Here is a 15194-nt window from a genome sequence, read left to right as displayed (position 1 = left end):
CCTTGGATTTCCTGACCTCGACAGTCACGGCAGCGGAACTCGGGGATGTTTTGAATCTCACCGATCGGCGCATCCGGCAGCTCGCCGAAGAGGGCGTCTTCGAACGCGCCGGCCGTGGCCGCTACCCACTTGCCGGTTCGGTGCAAGCCTACATTGCCGCGCAGGAAACCGACGAGTCGGACGAACTCCGCAGGGAGAAGATCGCGCTCATGCGGGCGCAACGGCGGCGCATCGAACTCGACAACTTGGTCCGCGAAGGCACCGAAGCCGATTTGGATTTTCAGGATATTTTTATCGGCACCATCTCGACTTGGTGGCTGCTGCACATTCGACCGATTGCCACATGGCTTTTCGAAGATCTTCGCCGCCGGGGCGTGAAAGACGACCATCTGATCGCGGGCGAGGTTCAAGGCTGGATCATTTCTCTGAGACATGAGGGCGAGCAGATGATGCTCGCGGCCGCCGCCAAGGCCCGGAAGCAGGGCATCGTCATTTCTGACTACGAAACGCTAACCCGGATGATCGGCGGGGAATCCAAAATCGACAACGACAGCGCGGACCAGGGCGAACCTCCGCCTGCTCGCCGCCGGCGCAAAACTTTGAAGGAAGACAAACCATGATGACTAAACCCCACCTCAAAAAATACAGGGCAATGCTCGCAGACCCCGCTCTGCCGGACGCGCTTTCTCAGCCTCTGATCGATGCAATTTCATTCGTCTGGCCGGAAATCCGGGCGGCGCAACGGGCTGGCGATTTCGATCTTGCCGAGAAACTGGCGCTTAAGGCGCTTCAAGGTGCAACGCCGCAGTCGATTGCAATCTTTGAAAGCCGCGTCTCGGCCATCAACGGGGGAATGCAATGAACGTTCTTATCGGAAGCGAAATCTGGCTTTACGGCACTGTAGGCGAAGGCGTCGCCATGGGCATCGAAGGCTTTACGCCTATCAACGTGCGTGACGCGCTCGTGAAGCTCGGCCCAACGGCCGACGTGACGGTTCGGATCAACTCCGGCGGCGGATGGTGCGAAGACGGCGTGGCGATCCACAGCATCTTGGCTGCGCACCGCGGCAAGGTGACAGTGTGGATAGAGGGCGTTGCGGCCTCTGCCGCGTCGGTTCTTGCCATGGCCGGGCGCGAGATAATCATTCGACCAGGCGCTTACATGATGATCCACGAACCGGCAGGAGTGACTTTCGGCACAGCCGCCGACCACGCCAAGACGATCGAGTCGCTGAAAACAATCAACGAGTCCACGGCGCGCATTTACGCCGATCGAACCAAGCGCCCGCTCGCTGAAATCAAAAAGGAGCTTGCGGCCGAGACGTGGTTCACGGCCGACGAGGCGGTGGCGAGACGCTTTGCTGACAAGGTTGTTGATGGGCGGGCTACATTGCCGAAAGCGTCCGCGTTCAACTGGTCCGTTTATTCCAAGGCACCGGCGCAACTGGTAGCGGTCGCTGGTTCGGTGCGCAACGCCGCTGCATTCGAAGCCGCCCAACAGCGCCATGCAGCCGCCCGCAAGGCAGCGACAGATGAAGCCGTAACGGCATTCCTTCGCCAATTCTGTCTCGGCCATGAGCGCGACGAGGACGTTGGCGAGAGTGTTCGCGGATTCATGGCGAGCCAAAAGGATCAACATCCCGAAGCCTATGCCAGGGCTGTGAAGCTCGGGCGAACGGCGCCGATCCAGCCCCGCCAGCAGCAGCAAGAACTCAGCGCACGCCACAGCGTCAACGTTTGGGAGCCCGCCATCGACCGGGCCAACAAGCGATGGAAGCTGTAGGCAACCGCACAAACCTTTGGCCCTTCGAGAGCAAGACCAATGACCGCCGATCACGTCGCCTTTACCCTCGCAAGCTCAGTCATTTTGGTGCTGGCTTGGTGGCCGCTATGAAACGGCGCGGGATGTTAAAAACGACTGCGAACCAGGAAGCTTCAATGCTATTAATATCTTTGGGCGTCAGTGTCGATAAATCGAGCGCCACAAGGCAAGCATTGATGGGCTCAGGAAGGTTTGCCGCAGTTCGGCAAATTGTTCACGAGCGCGCAAAAAATGACGCTCACTCAAAGGAGCGCGCATGGCGGCGTCGCGGAAGCCTTCGTGTCCAGTTTCTTCGTAAATTTCCATGTTTTGCTCTTCGAGTCCTGCGGGCGGCACGAGAACGATTTCAATGACACCGATGAGCTGCCCGCATCGATAAGCTCTGTGAGAACCTGACACATCAAGTAGGAAATCCTTAAGGAGTTGAACGTGGTCCAAGGTCCCTAGTTCGACAAAGTCTGCAGCTTCGACCCACCAGCAGCATTGGTGAAGTACCGCGTCCCGAATCGTAGTTGGCAGCCCGTCGAGAAATTCGATGAGGCGTTCGTCGGGCGGTATCAGGTGATCGTTGTCAGCCATGGCCCACTGGTAAGTCCGCCTCATCCCCAAGCGTAGCATCCGGCAACGGTCGGTTTTGCGCAAGAGGAGGTCCGCATTGAGGCTGCGGTTAGCCAGCAATTCGCCATCCCGATGCCGACGCCAAGGGCCCCATGGCTGGATCGGCAGGAAGGTCCTTTTGGACGCGCGAGGCACTTCGGCGATGTAGTGTGAAGAGCGGCCGGCAAGAACGCACGCTGGCGGGGCGGCTTGGCGATCTATCATCCAATTCGTCTAAAATGTTCCGGAACTATTTAAGCGCATGCTAATTGAATCCCGTCGCTGGAGTGTGTGTGCATGCGTAGAAGTCCCAGCCTTGGGAGGCTGAAATTCGTCCCGCCGCAATTGCCGCGCCTGGTCGAGACGCCGCCCGAAAGCGATGATTGGATCCACGAAATCAAGTACGACGGGTACCGGACGCAGCTTATCATCGATTGGGACGGCGCGCGGGCCTACACGAAGACCGGGATTGACTGGACGTCGCGCTATTGGCCGATCGTGACGGCCGCAGAGGCGCTTGGTGCACGGTCGGCAATCATTGATGGCGAGGTCATTGCACCGACACCAAACGGCGCCCCGGATTTCCGTGCGCTGCGGTCGGCAATGGCCTGGAATGCCGAACGGCTGGCTTTCGTAGCCTTTGACCTCCTGCACCTCGACGGTAAAGACCTTCGGCCGCTGCCGATCGTTGAGCGGCGGGCGATGCTTTGGGATCTGGTCCAGCCGGCAGACGGTATCATCCAATTCAGCGAGCATGTTGACGGCGGCGGCGCTGCATTCTTCCACGGCGTTGAGAAGCTGGGCCTCGAAGGCATGGTGTCGAAGCGCCGCGGTGCGCCCTACAGGAGCGGCGAGTCCGACGCCTGGCTGAAGATCAAATGCTACGAATTCAGCGAACTCGACCTGCTTGGCGTCAAGCGTGAGCCGGGCAAGCCCGCCATGGCCTTGATGGGGCAAGGCGGCAAGTATGCAGGGTCGGCGTTCATCACGTTGCCGAACGATGTCCGCGAACGGCTTTGGAAAAGGGTGCAGGCCGCGCGAGAGGCGCCGGTGGGTGTTCCCAAGTCGATGACCGGCGTCGAGTGGCTGAAGCCCGGTGTCAGGGCGAGAGTGAAGCATCTACGGGGCGAGGCGAAACTGCGACATGCATCGGTAAAGGGCATTGTCGACGAAGGAAGCTAGAGGCGGGCCATGAGCACACGCGGCACAGATTTTTTGTACAAATGGATTGGCGCCAACGTTCCCGCAACGGCCGACGTCATCTCAGCTGCCGAACTGGCCCAAAAGCTATTCGAAGATGCCAAGTCGGTAGGAATCAGCAGCGTCGAGATCGAAGAGGACACCGGCAGCGTGTATGAGGCAATCCTCAACGCAATTTTGCACCGTGATGCCGGCGTGGCGGACTGACCGCAGCGGCGCTATATATCGACGCTATGGCAAAGTGGACGATCCAAGGTCTCATTGACGAGAAGATGAAGCTGCACGCGTACTGCCAACATGCTAGCCTGTGCTTCCACAACCAGCCTATCGACCTTGAAACCCTGAAGGCCAAGCTCGGCCCGGATGCGCCTGCAATGTCGGATGATCTGATTCCGAAGATGAGATGCTGCGGCGGGTTTCTGATCAGTCAAGAATTAGCGGAACCTAATTTGCTGCCGCAACTTTAGCTCCCCATGGATGAACGGCCGAACCCCAAAAAACTCGTCCCTGACCCTCAGCCGAGGCGGGGGACCAGCAAAGGGGTGTTGGTGGCCGTTGCGGTGCTGCTCTTTGCGTTTTTTGCCCTATTCGCATTTTGGCTCCTTCAATGAGCAAGCGCGGCGTCGACTTCCTCGACAAATGGATGGCGGAGCATCTGCCGAACGCCTTCACTGACGATCCAGCGGCAATTACAGACCTTGCCGATCAGGCTATTAAGGCGGCGGAAAAAGAGGGCATCAGCCTGGACGAGATCAGCGAAGAAGTCGGCAGTGTGTTCGACGTTATCTTCGATGCAATGCAGCATCGTGCCGGCGGCGAGGGTGGATGACCGTGCCGAAATCAAAAAGGTTCTGGATCGCCGCAGGGATTCTGGCAACGCTCGTCATCGTTGCTCTGGTGCTGTCGCTGTCCCTTGCCGCGCTCGCACCTCATTGACGGCCTTCATAGGCTTCACCGGCCCTGTCATGTTCGGCTGGATGAACGGCGCCCGCTTGCCGGTGATGGTCTCGATCGACTTCAACAACGGTCCGTGGACCTCACGAAGCGCTTGGTAGTGCTCGCTGTGGTACGCCAGGAGGGGACCGACGATGCTCTTGTGCAGCGCTTCTGCTGCCACGAGGAAGCGCTCGATTTCGTTCTGCGAAAGCTGCTTTGAAGCTTTGGTTCTGGCCATTGGCGATCTCCGTTGAAGGGGTTCGCCGCAACGAGGACAATAATCCTATATGCTGCGCTGTATAGCAAGCGCCGTCGAATGAAAAAGCCCGTCGCAGCTAATGAGCGTAAGCGACGGGCCTTTTTGCGATTCGAAGCGGCTACACCCTAAAAGGATCGACCACCTGCTTTATACAACTATAGGTTGCAACCAATTTTAACGATAACGGCCCGCCCCGACTGAGGCTTCAGGTTGCGTCGTGCGCAATCCATGCCCTTCGGATATCTGCAAGGGCGTCAATATATTGGTCGAGACCATCGTTGTCGGCGAGAAACCCGATGTTGTCGGGGACCCGTATCGCCGTTAGCGTCATGTCGTATCCTGGCAGAGTGAAAGGCACACGATCGCTAAAGAAACTCTCAGGGACGACTGCAACGAACGGCCGCGTTTGAAAGGTCTCGCCTGGCGATGTTCCCCAAATGCCAAAATTGCCAGCCGGGAACGTGACCTCAAGTGACACATGCAAACCAGTGTCTCTCTGAATGACTGTGCCGCGGTAGCGCGCTCCAGACGTATCGTTGCCTTGGATGATGCCGTTTTCAATTCTCAGCACCAAGATAGACGCGCCACTCTCTGCCGTCGCCGCGATTGAATAGATGCCGTCTTCCAAGATCATCACTCCCACTGTTCTTTCCAGACTGTCGGGTATCGCCCGCACGCCTCGCCACTGCAAGGGCGTGCTATGACGAAATCAGGAACAGCCTGTCTGCCTCCGCCATGAAATCGTAGCGCTATGGAAAAATTCACTGGATTCGTATATATCGCGGGGCATGAAGTTCACAGTCGACAAGCCCAAGGCTATCGAAGCGATCGTGTATGTCGCCAGTCGGATGCCGGGCATTGGCCGCTTTCACGCTTCAAAAGCCCTATATTTTGCAGAGTTCGAGCATCTGCGGAACTACGGGCGGCCGGTGTTTGGCGACCGCTACATAGCGATGGACAATGGACCGGTGCCGTCGTTCGCATATGATGCGCTGAAAGGCACCATCGGACCTGACGACAAGGCTCTGATCGACGGTGCCCTTGTCGTCGATAACCAGTCCACCTATCCGAAATACAAAGCCGGCCGGGAGCCCAATCTGGGCTTGTTCAGCCAGTCCGATATCGAGTGTCTGGACAAGGCCATTGACCATGTGAAGGGCCGGTCTTTCGGCTCGATTTCCGACGAAACGCACGGCCATGCCGGTTGGAAGAAGGCGAACCTCAATGCGCCGATAGCCGTCGACGATATGCTAGAGGGCGCCAGCCCCGAGATCGTCGAAAGCGCGGAAGAGTTCGCCGCCTATGGCATCCTGTAAGCTCGGTCACGTCTACATTGTCCCGACAGTTCTGACCAAGCCTGCCAAAAGCAAGTATGCTATTTGCGTGTGCCCGGCGAATGGTTTCTTTGTCTGGATAAATTCCAAGCCAAGACCGCACGGGAAAGACCAGATGCCATTGGCCGCCGGCTGCCACCCGCTGGTGACGAAGGACTGTTTTCTCGATCTGTCGCGCGTCGTGCAGCATCCTGGTTTCGAACTTGATGAGGCAAGGGAGTTCGATCGAATCAGTGTTGATTTTGCCTCATCAATTATTAGCATGATCGCGGCCGGCCTCTTCGTGATGCCGCCGGCTCATTCGCAGGTAATTTTCGAGAACCTGGTCGGTTTGTGAGTTGGCAAAAGGGCTGGACAATACCAATCGCTGATCGATGACAAAATGTCGGTGACGGCGTACTGCCACAACCCGGCCTGTCACCATAAGCAGGAACTCGACCTTGCGAAGCTCCGCGACCGATTCGGCCCGGATGCGCCGGCCATGGAATGGGACATCCGGCCAAAGCTTCGCTGCAAGAAATGTGACGGGAACAACGTCGGTCTGATCTACACGCCGGACACCACTCCGAACGCCTACGGCAAGGCCAGCCAATGACCGACAAGCCGGTGACGACCTACATCGTGAGCGTGTTCGATAAACCGCATTGGCGGTCGATCCTGACCACGAAAGACAAGGCAGCCGCAGAGGCGATGGAACAGGCGATGGTGCAGGACGGCTTTAAGGCGCAGATCGAGGAGATCACGCCGAAGGTGAGGCGCTAAGTTACCGCCCGGCTGAAGCAGTAGAAGGCAAGTTGTCCAGAGCCCAACGGACAGTCTATGGTATCGCTAATAGCTCGAAAGTGCCTTTCAGGCCGGAGTTAACGAGCGACGTGACTTCTGCTTGGCCTACAAATCGCATGTCAACACAATTGCCCCCTCTCAGCTTAAACGCATTCGCCGAATTGCCGGTATCCGTGATCTTAAGTACCGGGGCGTAGACATTTCCCCCGAAACCAATACATATCCGATAGACGGCATTAATTCCGAGTGTTGAAAACGGACGTGTCTCCTTCGGTAGCAATTGAAGTAGACCTGGCTGCTCCGCCGGCACCAGACTTGCGGCGTAGGAACAAGTCGGCGTAAAGCAGAGAAGTATAGCTGCAAACCTCATCATGTCTCCATCCCCTCCTAGGCGCCATTGAGCATGAGGTATAAGGCGATGGCAGGCAAGACCAGACTAGGTTAGGGACCACCCAGCCAACGCACAAAACTTCGACCGCGCAATGCGGGAGATCGGGCAATGAACACCTAGGTCCGCATCTTAAAGCCGCTTGGCCATGCCGAAGGGGATGGACCCGCGCAAATGGCGCCAGTCGGTCCAAAAGCGTCTGAACGATCACCTTGACCGGGCCATGTCGCTGATCACCGCGCTGGATCTCATGGAGGCCGATTGCGACCTGGAGGATATGGCAGACGACGAGCCGTCACTCGGCTGCCTCGATGATCTAAAGCAAGACAACTGCGACGACGAGGACGGCCACGACGCGGAATCGGATCAATGTGACGGCGAGCCGGTCACTTGGGAAACCGACCAAAGCCAGGAAGTTCTGGTGTTCCCTTTTAAATATCTGAAATCGCTTCGCTTTTAGCCCGCTTCCTAACTGGTGGCGGGCTTTATCTATGCCCGCATTACAACATTACCTACAACATGAGGCTTAGACCCGCACGTTTATAAGGTTGTCCGTCCAGTCCATCATGGGGGCAATGGCCAATCTATGGTCTTGATTTTTCAGCATTTTGTCTTTAACATCAATTCGTTAGGCGCAAGCGTAGCCACGCCACCTTACGCCAGAATACGACCCTTTTCGCCACGTTTCGATCTCTCACTGCACACGGAGCGCACACGAAAAAATGGCCACCTGCACAAAGCTCTCGTCCGGCTCCTGGCGTGTCCAAGTGCGTCGCAAAGGTCGCAACGCCAGCGAGACGTTCCTGCGCCGAGACGACGCACGACGCTGGGCGACCGATGCCGAGCGTCAAGTCGATCGAGACGCCGACCAAGTCCCGTACAGCGCGTCTGAAGACCTTCGGCGAACTCATCGACCTCCATATCGACGACATGTGCGATGTAGGCAAGTCCCCTCGCCGCTCCAAGGCCGCGACACTCGACATGGTGCAAAGACATCTGGGGAAGTGCAACATCGCGGCTCTTGATCGCGAACGCCTCATTCGCTTTGGTCGTGATCGAGCTCGAGGAGACAATTCTCATGAAGGCAATCGTCGTAACGGACCAGGCCGCGGGAACGGTCGGGATGACGCTGGTGCAGCGGCCGGAGCCGCAGGCAGCGATAAATGACGTCGTCGTTCGGGTACATGCGTCGGGATTCGTCCCGACTGAGCTGACGTGGCCCTCCACCTGGACCGATCGACACGACAGTGACCGAAAACCGTCGATCCCTGGGCACGAGTTGGCCGGAGTGGTCACCGCGCTCGGCTATGGCACCACGGGTCTTTCAGTAGGACAGCGCGTGTTCGGTCTCGCAGACTGGTATCGCGACGGCACACTGGCGGAGTATATAGCCATGGAGGCACGCAACCTCGCGCCGCTGCCAGGCGACGTCGAGTTCACGGTGGGCGCGAGCTTGCCAATTTCGGGTCTGACCGCATGGCAGGGACTATTCCAGCACGGCCGTCTTCAGGCGGGGCAGAGCGTCCTTACGCACGGCGCGGCCGGCGCAGTCGGTTCGATGGTGACGCAACTCGCACGAGAGGCCGGCGCTTATGTCATCGGCACGGGACGCGCCGCCGACCGTCAGAAGGCGCTGGATTTCGGCGCAAATGAGTTCATCGACCTCGAGAACGACGCCCTGGAAGACGTCGGTGGAGTCGATCTGGTGTTCGATGTCATCGGCGGCGACATTCAGAAGCGGTCCGCTGCCCTGATCCGAACCGGAGGAACGCTGGTGTCCATCGTCGGACCGACCGAGGTTCGGCCCTTCGATGGCCTGGCGATCGACTTCGTTGTCGAGTCCGATCGTGCCCAACTGAGTGAGATCGTCCAGCGGGTACGGGACGGGCGACTGCGGACGAACATCGGAACCGTCTCGACTCTCGACGATGCCGTCGCCGCCTTCAACCCGACCGAGCGGATCAGCGGGAAGACGATCATTCGCGTTCGTCCGTAAACCAGCTGCCATGGGCGCATTGCTGTCCGGCAGGGTCTTGTACGTGAGCGGACTGGCGGCTTCCCAACGGTTAGACAGGCGACCGCGGGAGATCCGCAGGGGTCAAGCTTGTGTAGAAACGCCGTGCCTCGCTCCAATAAGACCCGTGGTGTACTGTGACGAGACGTCGGGACCGAGGATCAACAGATATGGACAAGGAGGGCTTGGCCGAGATCTCAGCTCGATATGTTCACTTCGCCGATACGGAAGCTCGCGGCCGCTCGCCGCTCTACGAAGCGTTGGCTCGTGCGGCCGCTGAGGACTGGGAGACGCTCGACTTCCTGTCGACCCTCCCGGACCTAAAGCGGCAACCGAACCTTCTGCTTGCCGCGGTGCGTCACCTGTTCGGCACTCCGACAGGGTGGGCCGAATTTCGCCAGGCGCTCCTGGCGCATCTCCACGCTGTCCGCTCTCTCATGCTGGAGCGCTCGACCCAGACCAATGAGCCGGGAAGGTGCGCCACGCTGCTCCCCGTCCTGTCGCGTTTGCCGCAGCCGCTGGCTCTCATCGAGGTCGGGACCTCCGCAGGGCTCTGCCTCATGCCCGACCTCTATGGCTATGACTACGGACGCAAGGCGATCCGCGCACCCACGATGGCCTCGGAGCCACCTGTCTTCCGATGCCTGGCCAGCGAGATGACGCCCTTGCCGGCTGCCTTGCCGCAAGTCGTTTGGCGAGCGGGATTGGACCTGAACCCGATCGATGCTTCGGACGATACGCAAGTCGCATGGCTTGAGACACTGGTCTGGCCGGAACAGACAGCACGGCTCGCCAATCTGCGGGCGGCGCTAAAGATTGCCGCGACAGTCAAACCTCGAGTGGTGAAGGGCGACCTGCGCGGGAGCGACCTCGTGCAACTCTGCAGCGAAGCGCCAAAGGACGCTACGCTGGTCATCTTTCACACAGCCGTCCTCGACTATGTCTCCGACCCTGCAGACAGAGAAGCTTTCGCCGAGCAGGCTATGCGTCTCGCTCCTTATTGGGTATCGAACGAGTTCCCGCGCGTATTCCCATCCATCGCCACACGCGCCGGTACAAGCCGGCCACCAGGCCGCTTTCTCCTATCTGTGAACCGCTCCCCTGTAGCCTGGACCGATCCGCATGGCGCCTCGATCGAGTGGATCACGGACGAGGCGTAGGCGGCTGATCGGGGACCGGCTGCTACAAGCGGCCGGCAGCTGATGGTCACGTTCTTGCCGACAACGCCTTCGACAGCATCGCAATCAAAAGACCGAATGTTTCGCGCTCATCGGGCGCGTGATCGGGATTGACTTCGGTCACCGTCAGCGCGCGCCAGTTCGGAGCCGCGACCAACGGTGCAAGCGCCGTTGAAAGCGCGTCGAAGCTCAAGCCGTCGCAGCGTCGGACATTCTCCGCGATCGGCAAATCGGTGAAGCTCAACACATCGACGTCGAGATGGATGAGAAGCCGGTCGTCGCGCGCGCCCCAAGCCACTGCGTCTCGGGCTGCTCCGATCGGATCTTCCTTGACCTTCGCGAGAGAGATCCTCTCCAGATCGAGCGAGCGCATAGTCTCCGCCTCGGCGGCTGTGATGTTGTCGGCAGCAAAGTATAGGATATCGGCCGGAGCGAGCATCGGCCGGCGTGGGCCGAGGCCGCTCAGCTCCGCCTCCGTGCCTGGCAGGTCGAGCAGATGCGCGACGCCGGTCCAATCGAGCGCGCCGTCGCTCGTCTCCGGGGTGTTCAGATCGACGTCGTGATCAATGTAGATGAGCCCGACCGAGCGTTCATCTCGCAGCGCCCCAGCCACAGTTCCAAGCTCGACTGTGCAGTCTCCGCCGAGCACGAGCGACGCGTCGCCGCCAGCCAATGCTTCTTCCACCACGTCGCCACGGCGGCTGCCACCCCACGGACAGCGTCGACATTCATGGCCTTCGGCCGTTGCGGGTCCAGCCGCCAGCGGAAGCCTGGTATGTCTCCACGGTCATCCACGCGCCGGCCTGATCGCGTCAATGCCGGGACCAGCCCATGCCGCCGGAAGGTAGCTGGGGCCTTCTCCTGCCCCGGCGCGTAGGCGCCGGCGCTTGAAGGTGCGTCAATGAGGCAGAGGTTGCGGACCATCATCACAACTCCTGTGTTCAATGACGGTGTGCTCTACGAGATATGGCGCAACCAGTTCTCGGGACAAGCTTGCTCGTCAGCCCCTGCTCCAGCGCTCCCCTGCGTCTCGACGCTCAGCAAGCTGACAGCCGTTATTCGGCCCATGTAAGCACTCGCCGTTTGCGACTAGATGCTTGCAACCGCGACGACAAGGTCGTCGTGAGGGCGCGACCGCTCGTGAGGGCATGCTTGCCCGAGCCGTATCACCTGCCAGCGCCGTTGACTCGGGGAGAGCGCGGGATCACTGTATTAGCACATTCAAATATTTATCGGTTCGGGCCATGTCAGGGGGAAACTCCTTTTGTCCAACGGCGCCGTGGTTGACTACGACCTGATCATTGTCGGCGGCGGTCTGGCGGGCTCCTCGCTTGCCATCGCCCTTGCCGGCTGCGGCATCAGGATTCTCATCGTCGAACAGCAGGAAGAGTTCAGGGACCGAATCCGTGGCGAGGTGCTAATGCCTTGGGGAAGTCTCGAGGCGAAACGCTTGGGCATATACGATTTGCTTCTTGAAGGCTGCGCCATCGAGGCACGCTACTTTTCAAATTTCACAAATGGCTCATCACCCGTTACGCGGGATCTGGCTGCGACGACTCCCGCTGGCACGTGCTGCGTGACCTTTCCCCATCCGAAGATGCAAGCCGTTCTTTTGAGACATGCCGAGGTGCTGGGAGCCGAGGTAAGGCGCGGAAACGGGGCTTCCGCGGTGACATCCGGAGATGTGCCACGAGTTCACATAGGCGGCGACATCAAAGGTCTCTCTGCTCGCCTGGTCATTCTAGCGGACGGTCGGGATTCGCGAATACGGTCGCTTCTTGGCTTCGAGCTGAGGCGCGACCCGGAGCAACTCGTCACGGCGGGCATGGTCCTGGAGGGCGACGTCAATTGCTCGGAGTTCCTCGTCGGCGACGTGAGGAGACCATCGGCAAATACGATCAACCTCTTTTACGATTCCACGGGCGGGCGAATGGTGATCGCCATGCGCATCGCGCCTCGGCGTAACCGCATCTATCTCGTCTACCACAAGGATATCCTGCCGAAGCGTCTGTCCGGCCGCCATTCGCTTGATGAAATGATATGGCAGCTTCAGGCTGCGGGCGCACCCAACCATTGGTTCGACCAGGTACGTCAGGCAGGCCCGCTCGCGAGCTTCGACGGGTCGCATCGATGGGTAGATAGCCCTTTTCGCGACGGGGTCGTGCTGGTCGGCGATACCGCAGCCGCTTCAGATCCTGCCTGGGGCAGAGGCCTGTCAAGGACCCTTCGGGACGTCCGGTTGCTGAGAGATCGGTTGCTGGAGAGCTCCGATTGGCGTTCGGCGGCGGAGGCCTATGCCAGGGACCATGATGATTTCTACGGCCGGATGCGACGCCTGGAGGCAATGCAGACGTCGTTGCTTTTCGAACGCGGAGAGGTAGCCGATAAGCGACGTGCACACGCGTTCGCCCTCTTTGCCAGCGATCCGACACGCGTTCCGGACGCACTGGGATTAGGGCCAGAAGCGCCGTCAGACGACCAGGCGCGTGCCCGCTATTTTGGGGAGATATGAGATCGTCAGCGGCGTGGTTAAATAGGCCGCGACCGTAGTGCTGACGCTGCATCTCTCGCGCAGTCAAAGGAGGGAGACATGAGGCAGTTCGACTGCTTTTATTCCTCGGCAGTGGCTATGCCTACCTTTCAGTGATGCGCGTTGAAGCCATGGCGAAGCAGGCGGGTGTTGCCGTCCGGTGGCGACCTCTCAACGTCCGCACGGTCGACCCTATGAGGGCACCTGTGGCCGCCCGACAGACAGGAACAGCTCAATTCGAGCGCCTGTCGACGTAGGTGTAGACGCCGGCCCCTATGGCGACCGCACCGACCGTGATCACGATCGACGGCGCGCCCATCAAACTGGCGAGGACCGCCCAGACAAGGGCGATGACGATAGCGCCGAGTGTTCCCAGGATCAGTCTCGGCAATGTCTGCCCCTCCACGTGCGGACCGTCCGTGGATTGGTCATCAACCACCGGTCACGCGCAGCATGAAAGCACAGTATAGGCCGTGAGGTGAAGGGCCGGGTGGGTATAGGCTGGTGCGACAAACAGCGGCCCGAGCCACTACGGCGCAGGCGTTCAATCACAAAATAACCGGACTGGACCCTAACGTCTCAGCGCGTAGACTTCGGCCGTGCTTTCGCCGCCCATTGGCAGCGCCATGTCGTCGTCGAGCAGCCGGGTGATACGGGCAAAACCGGTGAAGGCCTTCCTTGCCTCCTCAGGCGACATCCGGCCCGACAGGGCCGCGGAGCAGCAATTCAGGGCACATTGATACACAGGCCCACGCCGGCCCGACGGCCATTTCTGCAGAAAGACCATCGCTTCGGCAACGCTATCGATTTCCTCGACGGGGTGTCCCTGCCCGCGCGCAATGCGCACCGGCGTAAAGAACTGCAAGCGGTCCATTTTGTTCTCTCCCTGGTCGGCCGCAGTGCGAACCAACCTTATTCAATTCGCGAACGGCGAGTTGGTTCCCGCTTCTTGCAAAAAAATTGTGCGGATTGACTCGGGATTGTTGGCGGCCGGATTTTATCCGGAACGTTACGCCCGCTGACGCATTTCGCTCTCGTGTTCGCCTTTGAGGGACAGTCCAAATCATGCGCATAGCCCACGTCGCCCCCCTGCACGAATCCGTGCCGCCCAGGCTCTATGGCGGCACCGAGCGGATCGTTTCCTATCTCACCGAAGGGCTGGTCGAACTCGGCCATGAGGTGACCTTGTTCGCCAGCGGCGACAGCCACACATCCGCCAGGCTGGTTCCGGGCCGCGAACGCGCACTGCGCCTCGATCCGCGCCCGCTCAAGTCGGACACGGCGGCGCATCTCGCGATGCTGGCAGATGTGAGGAACCGAGCTCAGGACTTTGATATCATTCATTTTCACCTCAGCCACTTCCTGCATTTTTCGTTCTTCGACCATATGCCGGACAAAACGGTGACGACGCCACACGGCCGGCTCGACTATGTCGATCTGGCGCCGGCCTATGAGCGCTTTCCACGCTTTCCCCTGATTTCGATCTCACGCAGCCAGAGAAGCGGGCTTGCCAACGCCAATTGGCTGGCGACCATCCATCACGGGCTGCCGATCGGCCTCTACCAGCCGACCTTCGAGCCGGCGGCCGACGAACCATATCTTGCCTTTCTCGGCCGCCTGTCGCGCGACAAGCGGCCGGACCGCGCCATCGACATCGCCTTGCGCTCGGGCATGAAGCTCAAGCTGGCGGCCAAGATCGGCGATGACGACCGCGCCTATTTCCACGAGACGATCGAACCGCTGATCGACGGCGACCGCATCGATTATGTCGGTGAGATCGCCGAGGACGAAAAGGCTGAATTCCTCGGCAATGCCGCCGGGCTCCTGTTTCCGATCGACTGGCCCGAGCCATTCGGCCTTGCCGCGATCGAGGCGATGGCGTGCGGTACGCCAACCATCGGCTGGAACTGCGGTGCGTTGGCGGAGGTCATCGACCATGGCGTTACCGGCTTTATCGTCGATTCGCTCGACGACGCAGTCGCCGCCGTGCCGGCCTTGCTGCAGCTCGACCGGGGAAAGGTGCGCGCCGTCTTCGAAAAGCGGTTCTCCGCCAACAGGATGGCCCGTGATTATCTCTCTGCTTATACGCGCCTGACCGGCAATTCAGCGGAAAAGAAAGCGTCTTGAACGACGGCCGACGCTCCGAGCCCGAAA

General features: G+C 59.7%; 22 protein-coding genes. 16 read left to right on the top strand and 6 right to left on the bottom strand.

Annotated features, from left to right (window positions below):
- Positions 1 to 2 precede the first annotated feature (2 nt).
- From AC04SG_RS03295 to AC04SG_RS03285, 3 genes are read left to right on the top strand one after another with little or no spacing between them, the layout of a single operon-like run.
- Complete coding sequence (locus AC04SG_RS03295) at positions 3 to 620, top strand: hypothetical protein (RefSeq protein ID WP_488549919.1); 618 nt, start codon at positions 3 to 5, stop codon at positions 618 to 620.
- Positions 617 to 862 carry a hypothetical protein gene (locus AC04SG_RS03290; protein ID WP_488549918.1) on the top strand — a complete coding sequence of 82 codons (246 nt, stop codon included), beginning with the start codon at positions 617 to 619 and terminating at the stop codon, positions 860 to 862. Before AC04SG_RS03295 ends, AC04SG_RS03290 begins: the two co-directional genes overlap by 4 nt.
- Entirely contained in the window at positions 859 to 1782 is a 924-nt protein-coding gene (locus tag AC04SG_RS03285) for a head maturation protease, ClpP-related (protein WP_488549917.1), read from the top strand. Before AC04SG_RS03290 ends, AC04SG_RS03285 begins: the two co-directional genes overlap by 4 nt.
- Positions 1783 to 1959: 177 nt before the next feature.
- Here the strand turns inward: AC04SG_RS03285 and AC04SG_RS03280 are convergent, their stop codons facing one another.
- The gene (locus AC04SG_RS03280) at positions 1960 to 2400 is read right to left on the bottom strand and encodes a hypothetical protein (protein ID WP_488549916.1); all 441 of its coding nucleotides are present in this window, start codon (positions 2398 to 2400) and stop codon (positions 1960 to 1962) included.
- Positions 2401 to 2763: 363 nt separating this feature from the next.
- Here AC04SG_RS03280 and AC04SG_RS03275 point away from each other — a divergent pair, with 363 nt between their 5' ends.
- The 4 genes from AC04SG_RS03275 (at position 2764) to AC04SG_RS03260 (ending at position 4447) form a co-directional block, all read left to right on the top strand.
- The gene (locus tag AC04SG_RS03275) at positions 2764 to 3600 is read left to right on the top strand and encodes an ATP-dependent DNA ligase (protein ID WP_488549915.1); all 837 of its coding nucleotides are present in this window, start codon (positions 2764 to 2766) and stop codon (positions 3598 to 3600) included.
- A 9-nt stretch (positions 3601 to 3609) separates the two neighbouring features.
- The gene (locus AC04SG_RS03270; protein ID WP_488549914.1) at positions 3610 to 3825 is read left to right on the top strand and encodes a DUF768 domain-containing protein; all 216 of its coding nucleotides are present in this window, start codon (positions 3610 to 3612) and stop codon (positions 3823 to 3825) included.
- A gap of 65 nt (positions 3826 to 3890) precedes the next feature.
- Positions 3891 to 4085, top strand: coding sequence for a hypothetical protein (locus AC04SG_RS03265; RefSeq protein ID WP_488549913.1), 195 nt, complete (start codon positions 3891 to 3893; stop codon positions 4083 to 4085).
- A 140-nt stretch (positions 4086 to 4225) separates the two neighbouring features.
- The gene (locus AC04SG_RS03260; protein ID WP_488549912.1) at positions 4226 to 4447 is read left to right on the top strand and encodes a hypothetical protein; all 222 of its coding nucleotides are present in this window, start codon (positions 4226 to 4228) and stop codon (positions 4445 to 4447) included.
- A 54-nt stretch (positions 4448 to 4501) separates the two neighbouring features.
- Here the strand turns inward: AC04SG_RS03260 and AC04SG_RS03255 are convergent, their stop codons facing one another.
- Together AC04SG_RS03255 and AC04SG_RS03250 are read right to left on the bottom strand one after the other, a co-directional pair.
- Entirely contained in the window at positions 4502 to 4792 is a 291-nt protein-coding gene (locus AC04SG_RS03255) for a hypothetical protein (RefSeq protein WP_488549911.1), read from the bottom strand.
- A gap of 226 nt (positions 4793 to 5018) precedes the next feature.
- Complete coding sequence (locus AC04SG_RS03250) at positions 5019 to 5441, bottom strand: hypothetical protein (protein WP_488549910.1); 423 nt, start codon at positions 5439 to 5441, stop codon at positions 5019 to 5021.
- Positions 5442 to 5601: 160 nt separating this feature from the next.
- On the opposite strand from AC04SG_RS03250, the gene AC04SG_RS03245 reads away from it, so the two are divergent.
- From AC04SG_RS03245 to AC04SG_RS03215, 7 genes are all read left to right on the top strand, one after another.
- Positions 5602 to 6129, top strand: a complete 528-nt coding sequence (locus AC04SG_RS03245) for a Panacea domain-containing protein (protein WP_488549909.1) — start codon at positions 5602 to 5604, stop codon at positions 6127 to 6129.
- 133 nt (positions 6130 to 6262) lie between these two features.
- Entirely contained in the window at positions 6263 to 6484 is a 222-nt protein-coding gene (locus AC04SG_RS03240; RefSeq protein WP_488549908.1) for a hypothetical protein, read from the top strand.
- A 45-nt stretch (positions 6485 to 6529) separates the two neighbouring features.
- Complete coding sequence (locus AC04SG_RS03235; protein ID WP_488549907.1) at positions 6530 to 6742, top strand: hypothetical protein; 213 nt, start codon at positions 6530 to 6532, stop codon at positions 6740 to 6742.
- Positions 6739 to 6909: a hypothetical protein gene (locus AC04SG_RS03230; RefSeq protein ID WP_488549906.1), complete on the top strand. Its 171-nt coding sequence runs from the start codon at positions 6739 to 6741 to the stop codon at positions 6907 to 6909. Before AC04SG_RS03235 ends, AC04SG_RS03230 begins: the two co-directional genes overlap by 4 nt.
- A 569-nt stretch (positions 6910 to 7478) precedes the next feature.
- On the top strand, positions 7479 to 7778 hold the full coding sequence (locus tag AC04SG_RS03225) for a hypothetical protein (protein ID WP_488549905.1): 300 nt from the start codon (positions 7479 to 7481) through the stop codon (positions 7776 to 7778).
- Between the two features lie 618 nt (positions 7779 to 8396).
- Positions 8397 to 9314: an NADP-dependent oxidoreductase gene (locus tag AC04SG_RS03220; protein ID WP_488549904.1), complete on the top strand. Its 918-nt coding sequence runs from the start codon at positions 8397 to 8399 to the stop codon at positions 9312 to 9314.
- Between the two features lie 188 nt (positions 9315 to 9502).
- Positions 9503 to 10492: a DUF2332 domain-containing protein gene (locus AC04SG_RS03215; protein WP_488549903.1), complete on the top strand. Its 990-nt coding sequence runs from the start codon at positions 9503 to 9505 to the stop codon at positions 10490 to 10492.
- Between the two features lie 46 nt (positions 10493 to 10538).
- On the opposite strand, the gene AC04SG_RS03210 is transcribed toward AC04SG_RS03215, so the two are convergent.
- Positions 10539 to 11195, bottom strand: a complete 657-nt coding sequence (locus tag AC04SG_RS03210) for an arginase family protein (RefSeq protein ID WP_488549902.1) — start codon at positions 11193 to 11195, stop codon at positions 10539 to 10541.
- Positions 11196 to 11774: 579 nt separating this feature from the next.
- Between AC04SG_RS03210 and AC04SG_RS03205 the strand changes: the two genes are divergently transcribed.
- A complete protein-coding gene (locus AC04SG_RS03205) occupies positions 11775 to 13022 on the top strand; it encodes an FAD-dependent oxidoreductase (protein WP_488549901.1) in 1248 nt (415 codons plus the stop codon).
- A gap of 250 nt (positions 13023 to 13272) precedes the next feature.
- On the opposite strand, the gene AC04SG_RS03200 is transcribed toward AC04SG_RS03205, so the two are convergent.
- Both AC04SG_RS03200 and AC04SG_RS03195 read right to left on the bottom strand, forming a co-directional pair.
- Positions 13273 to 13431 (bottom strand): hypothetical protein, encoded by a 159-nt coding sequence (locus AC04SG_RS03200; protein ID WP_162712116.1) that lies wholly within the window; start codon positions 13429 to 13431, stop codon positions 13273 to 13275.
- Between the two features lie 180 nt (positions 13432 to 13611).
- Positions 13612 to 13914 carry a DUF982 domain-containing protein gene (locus AC04SG_RS03195; RefSeq protein ID WP_488549900.1) on the bottom strand — a complete coding sequence of 101 codons (303 nt, stop codon included), beginning with the start codon at positions 13912 to 13914 and terminating at the stop codon, positions 13612 to 13614.
- 191 nt (positions 13915 to 14105) lie between these two features.
- On the opposite strand from AC04SG_RS03195, the gene AC04SG_RS03190 reads away from it, so the two are divergent.
- Positions 14106 to 15167: a glycosyltransferase family 4 protein gene (locus tag AC04SG_RS03190; protein WP_488549899.1), complete on the top strand. Its 1062-nt coding sequence runs from the start codon at positions 14106 to 14108 to the stop codon at positions 15165 to 15167.
- Positions 15168 to 15194 lie beyond the last annotated feature (27 nt).

Source organism: Mesorhizobium sp. CNPSo 4684, assembly GCF_057784315.1.
This window is presented reverse-complemented; position numbering and strand designations above follow the sequence as displayed.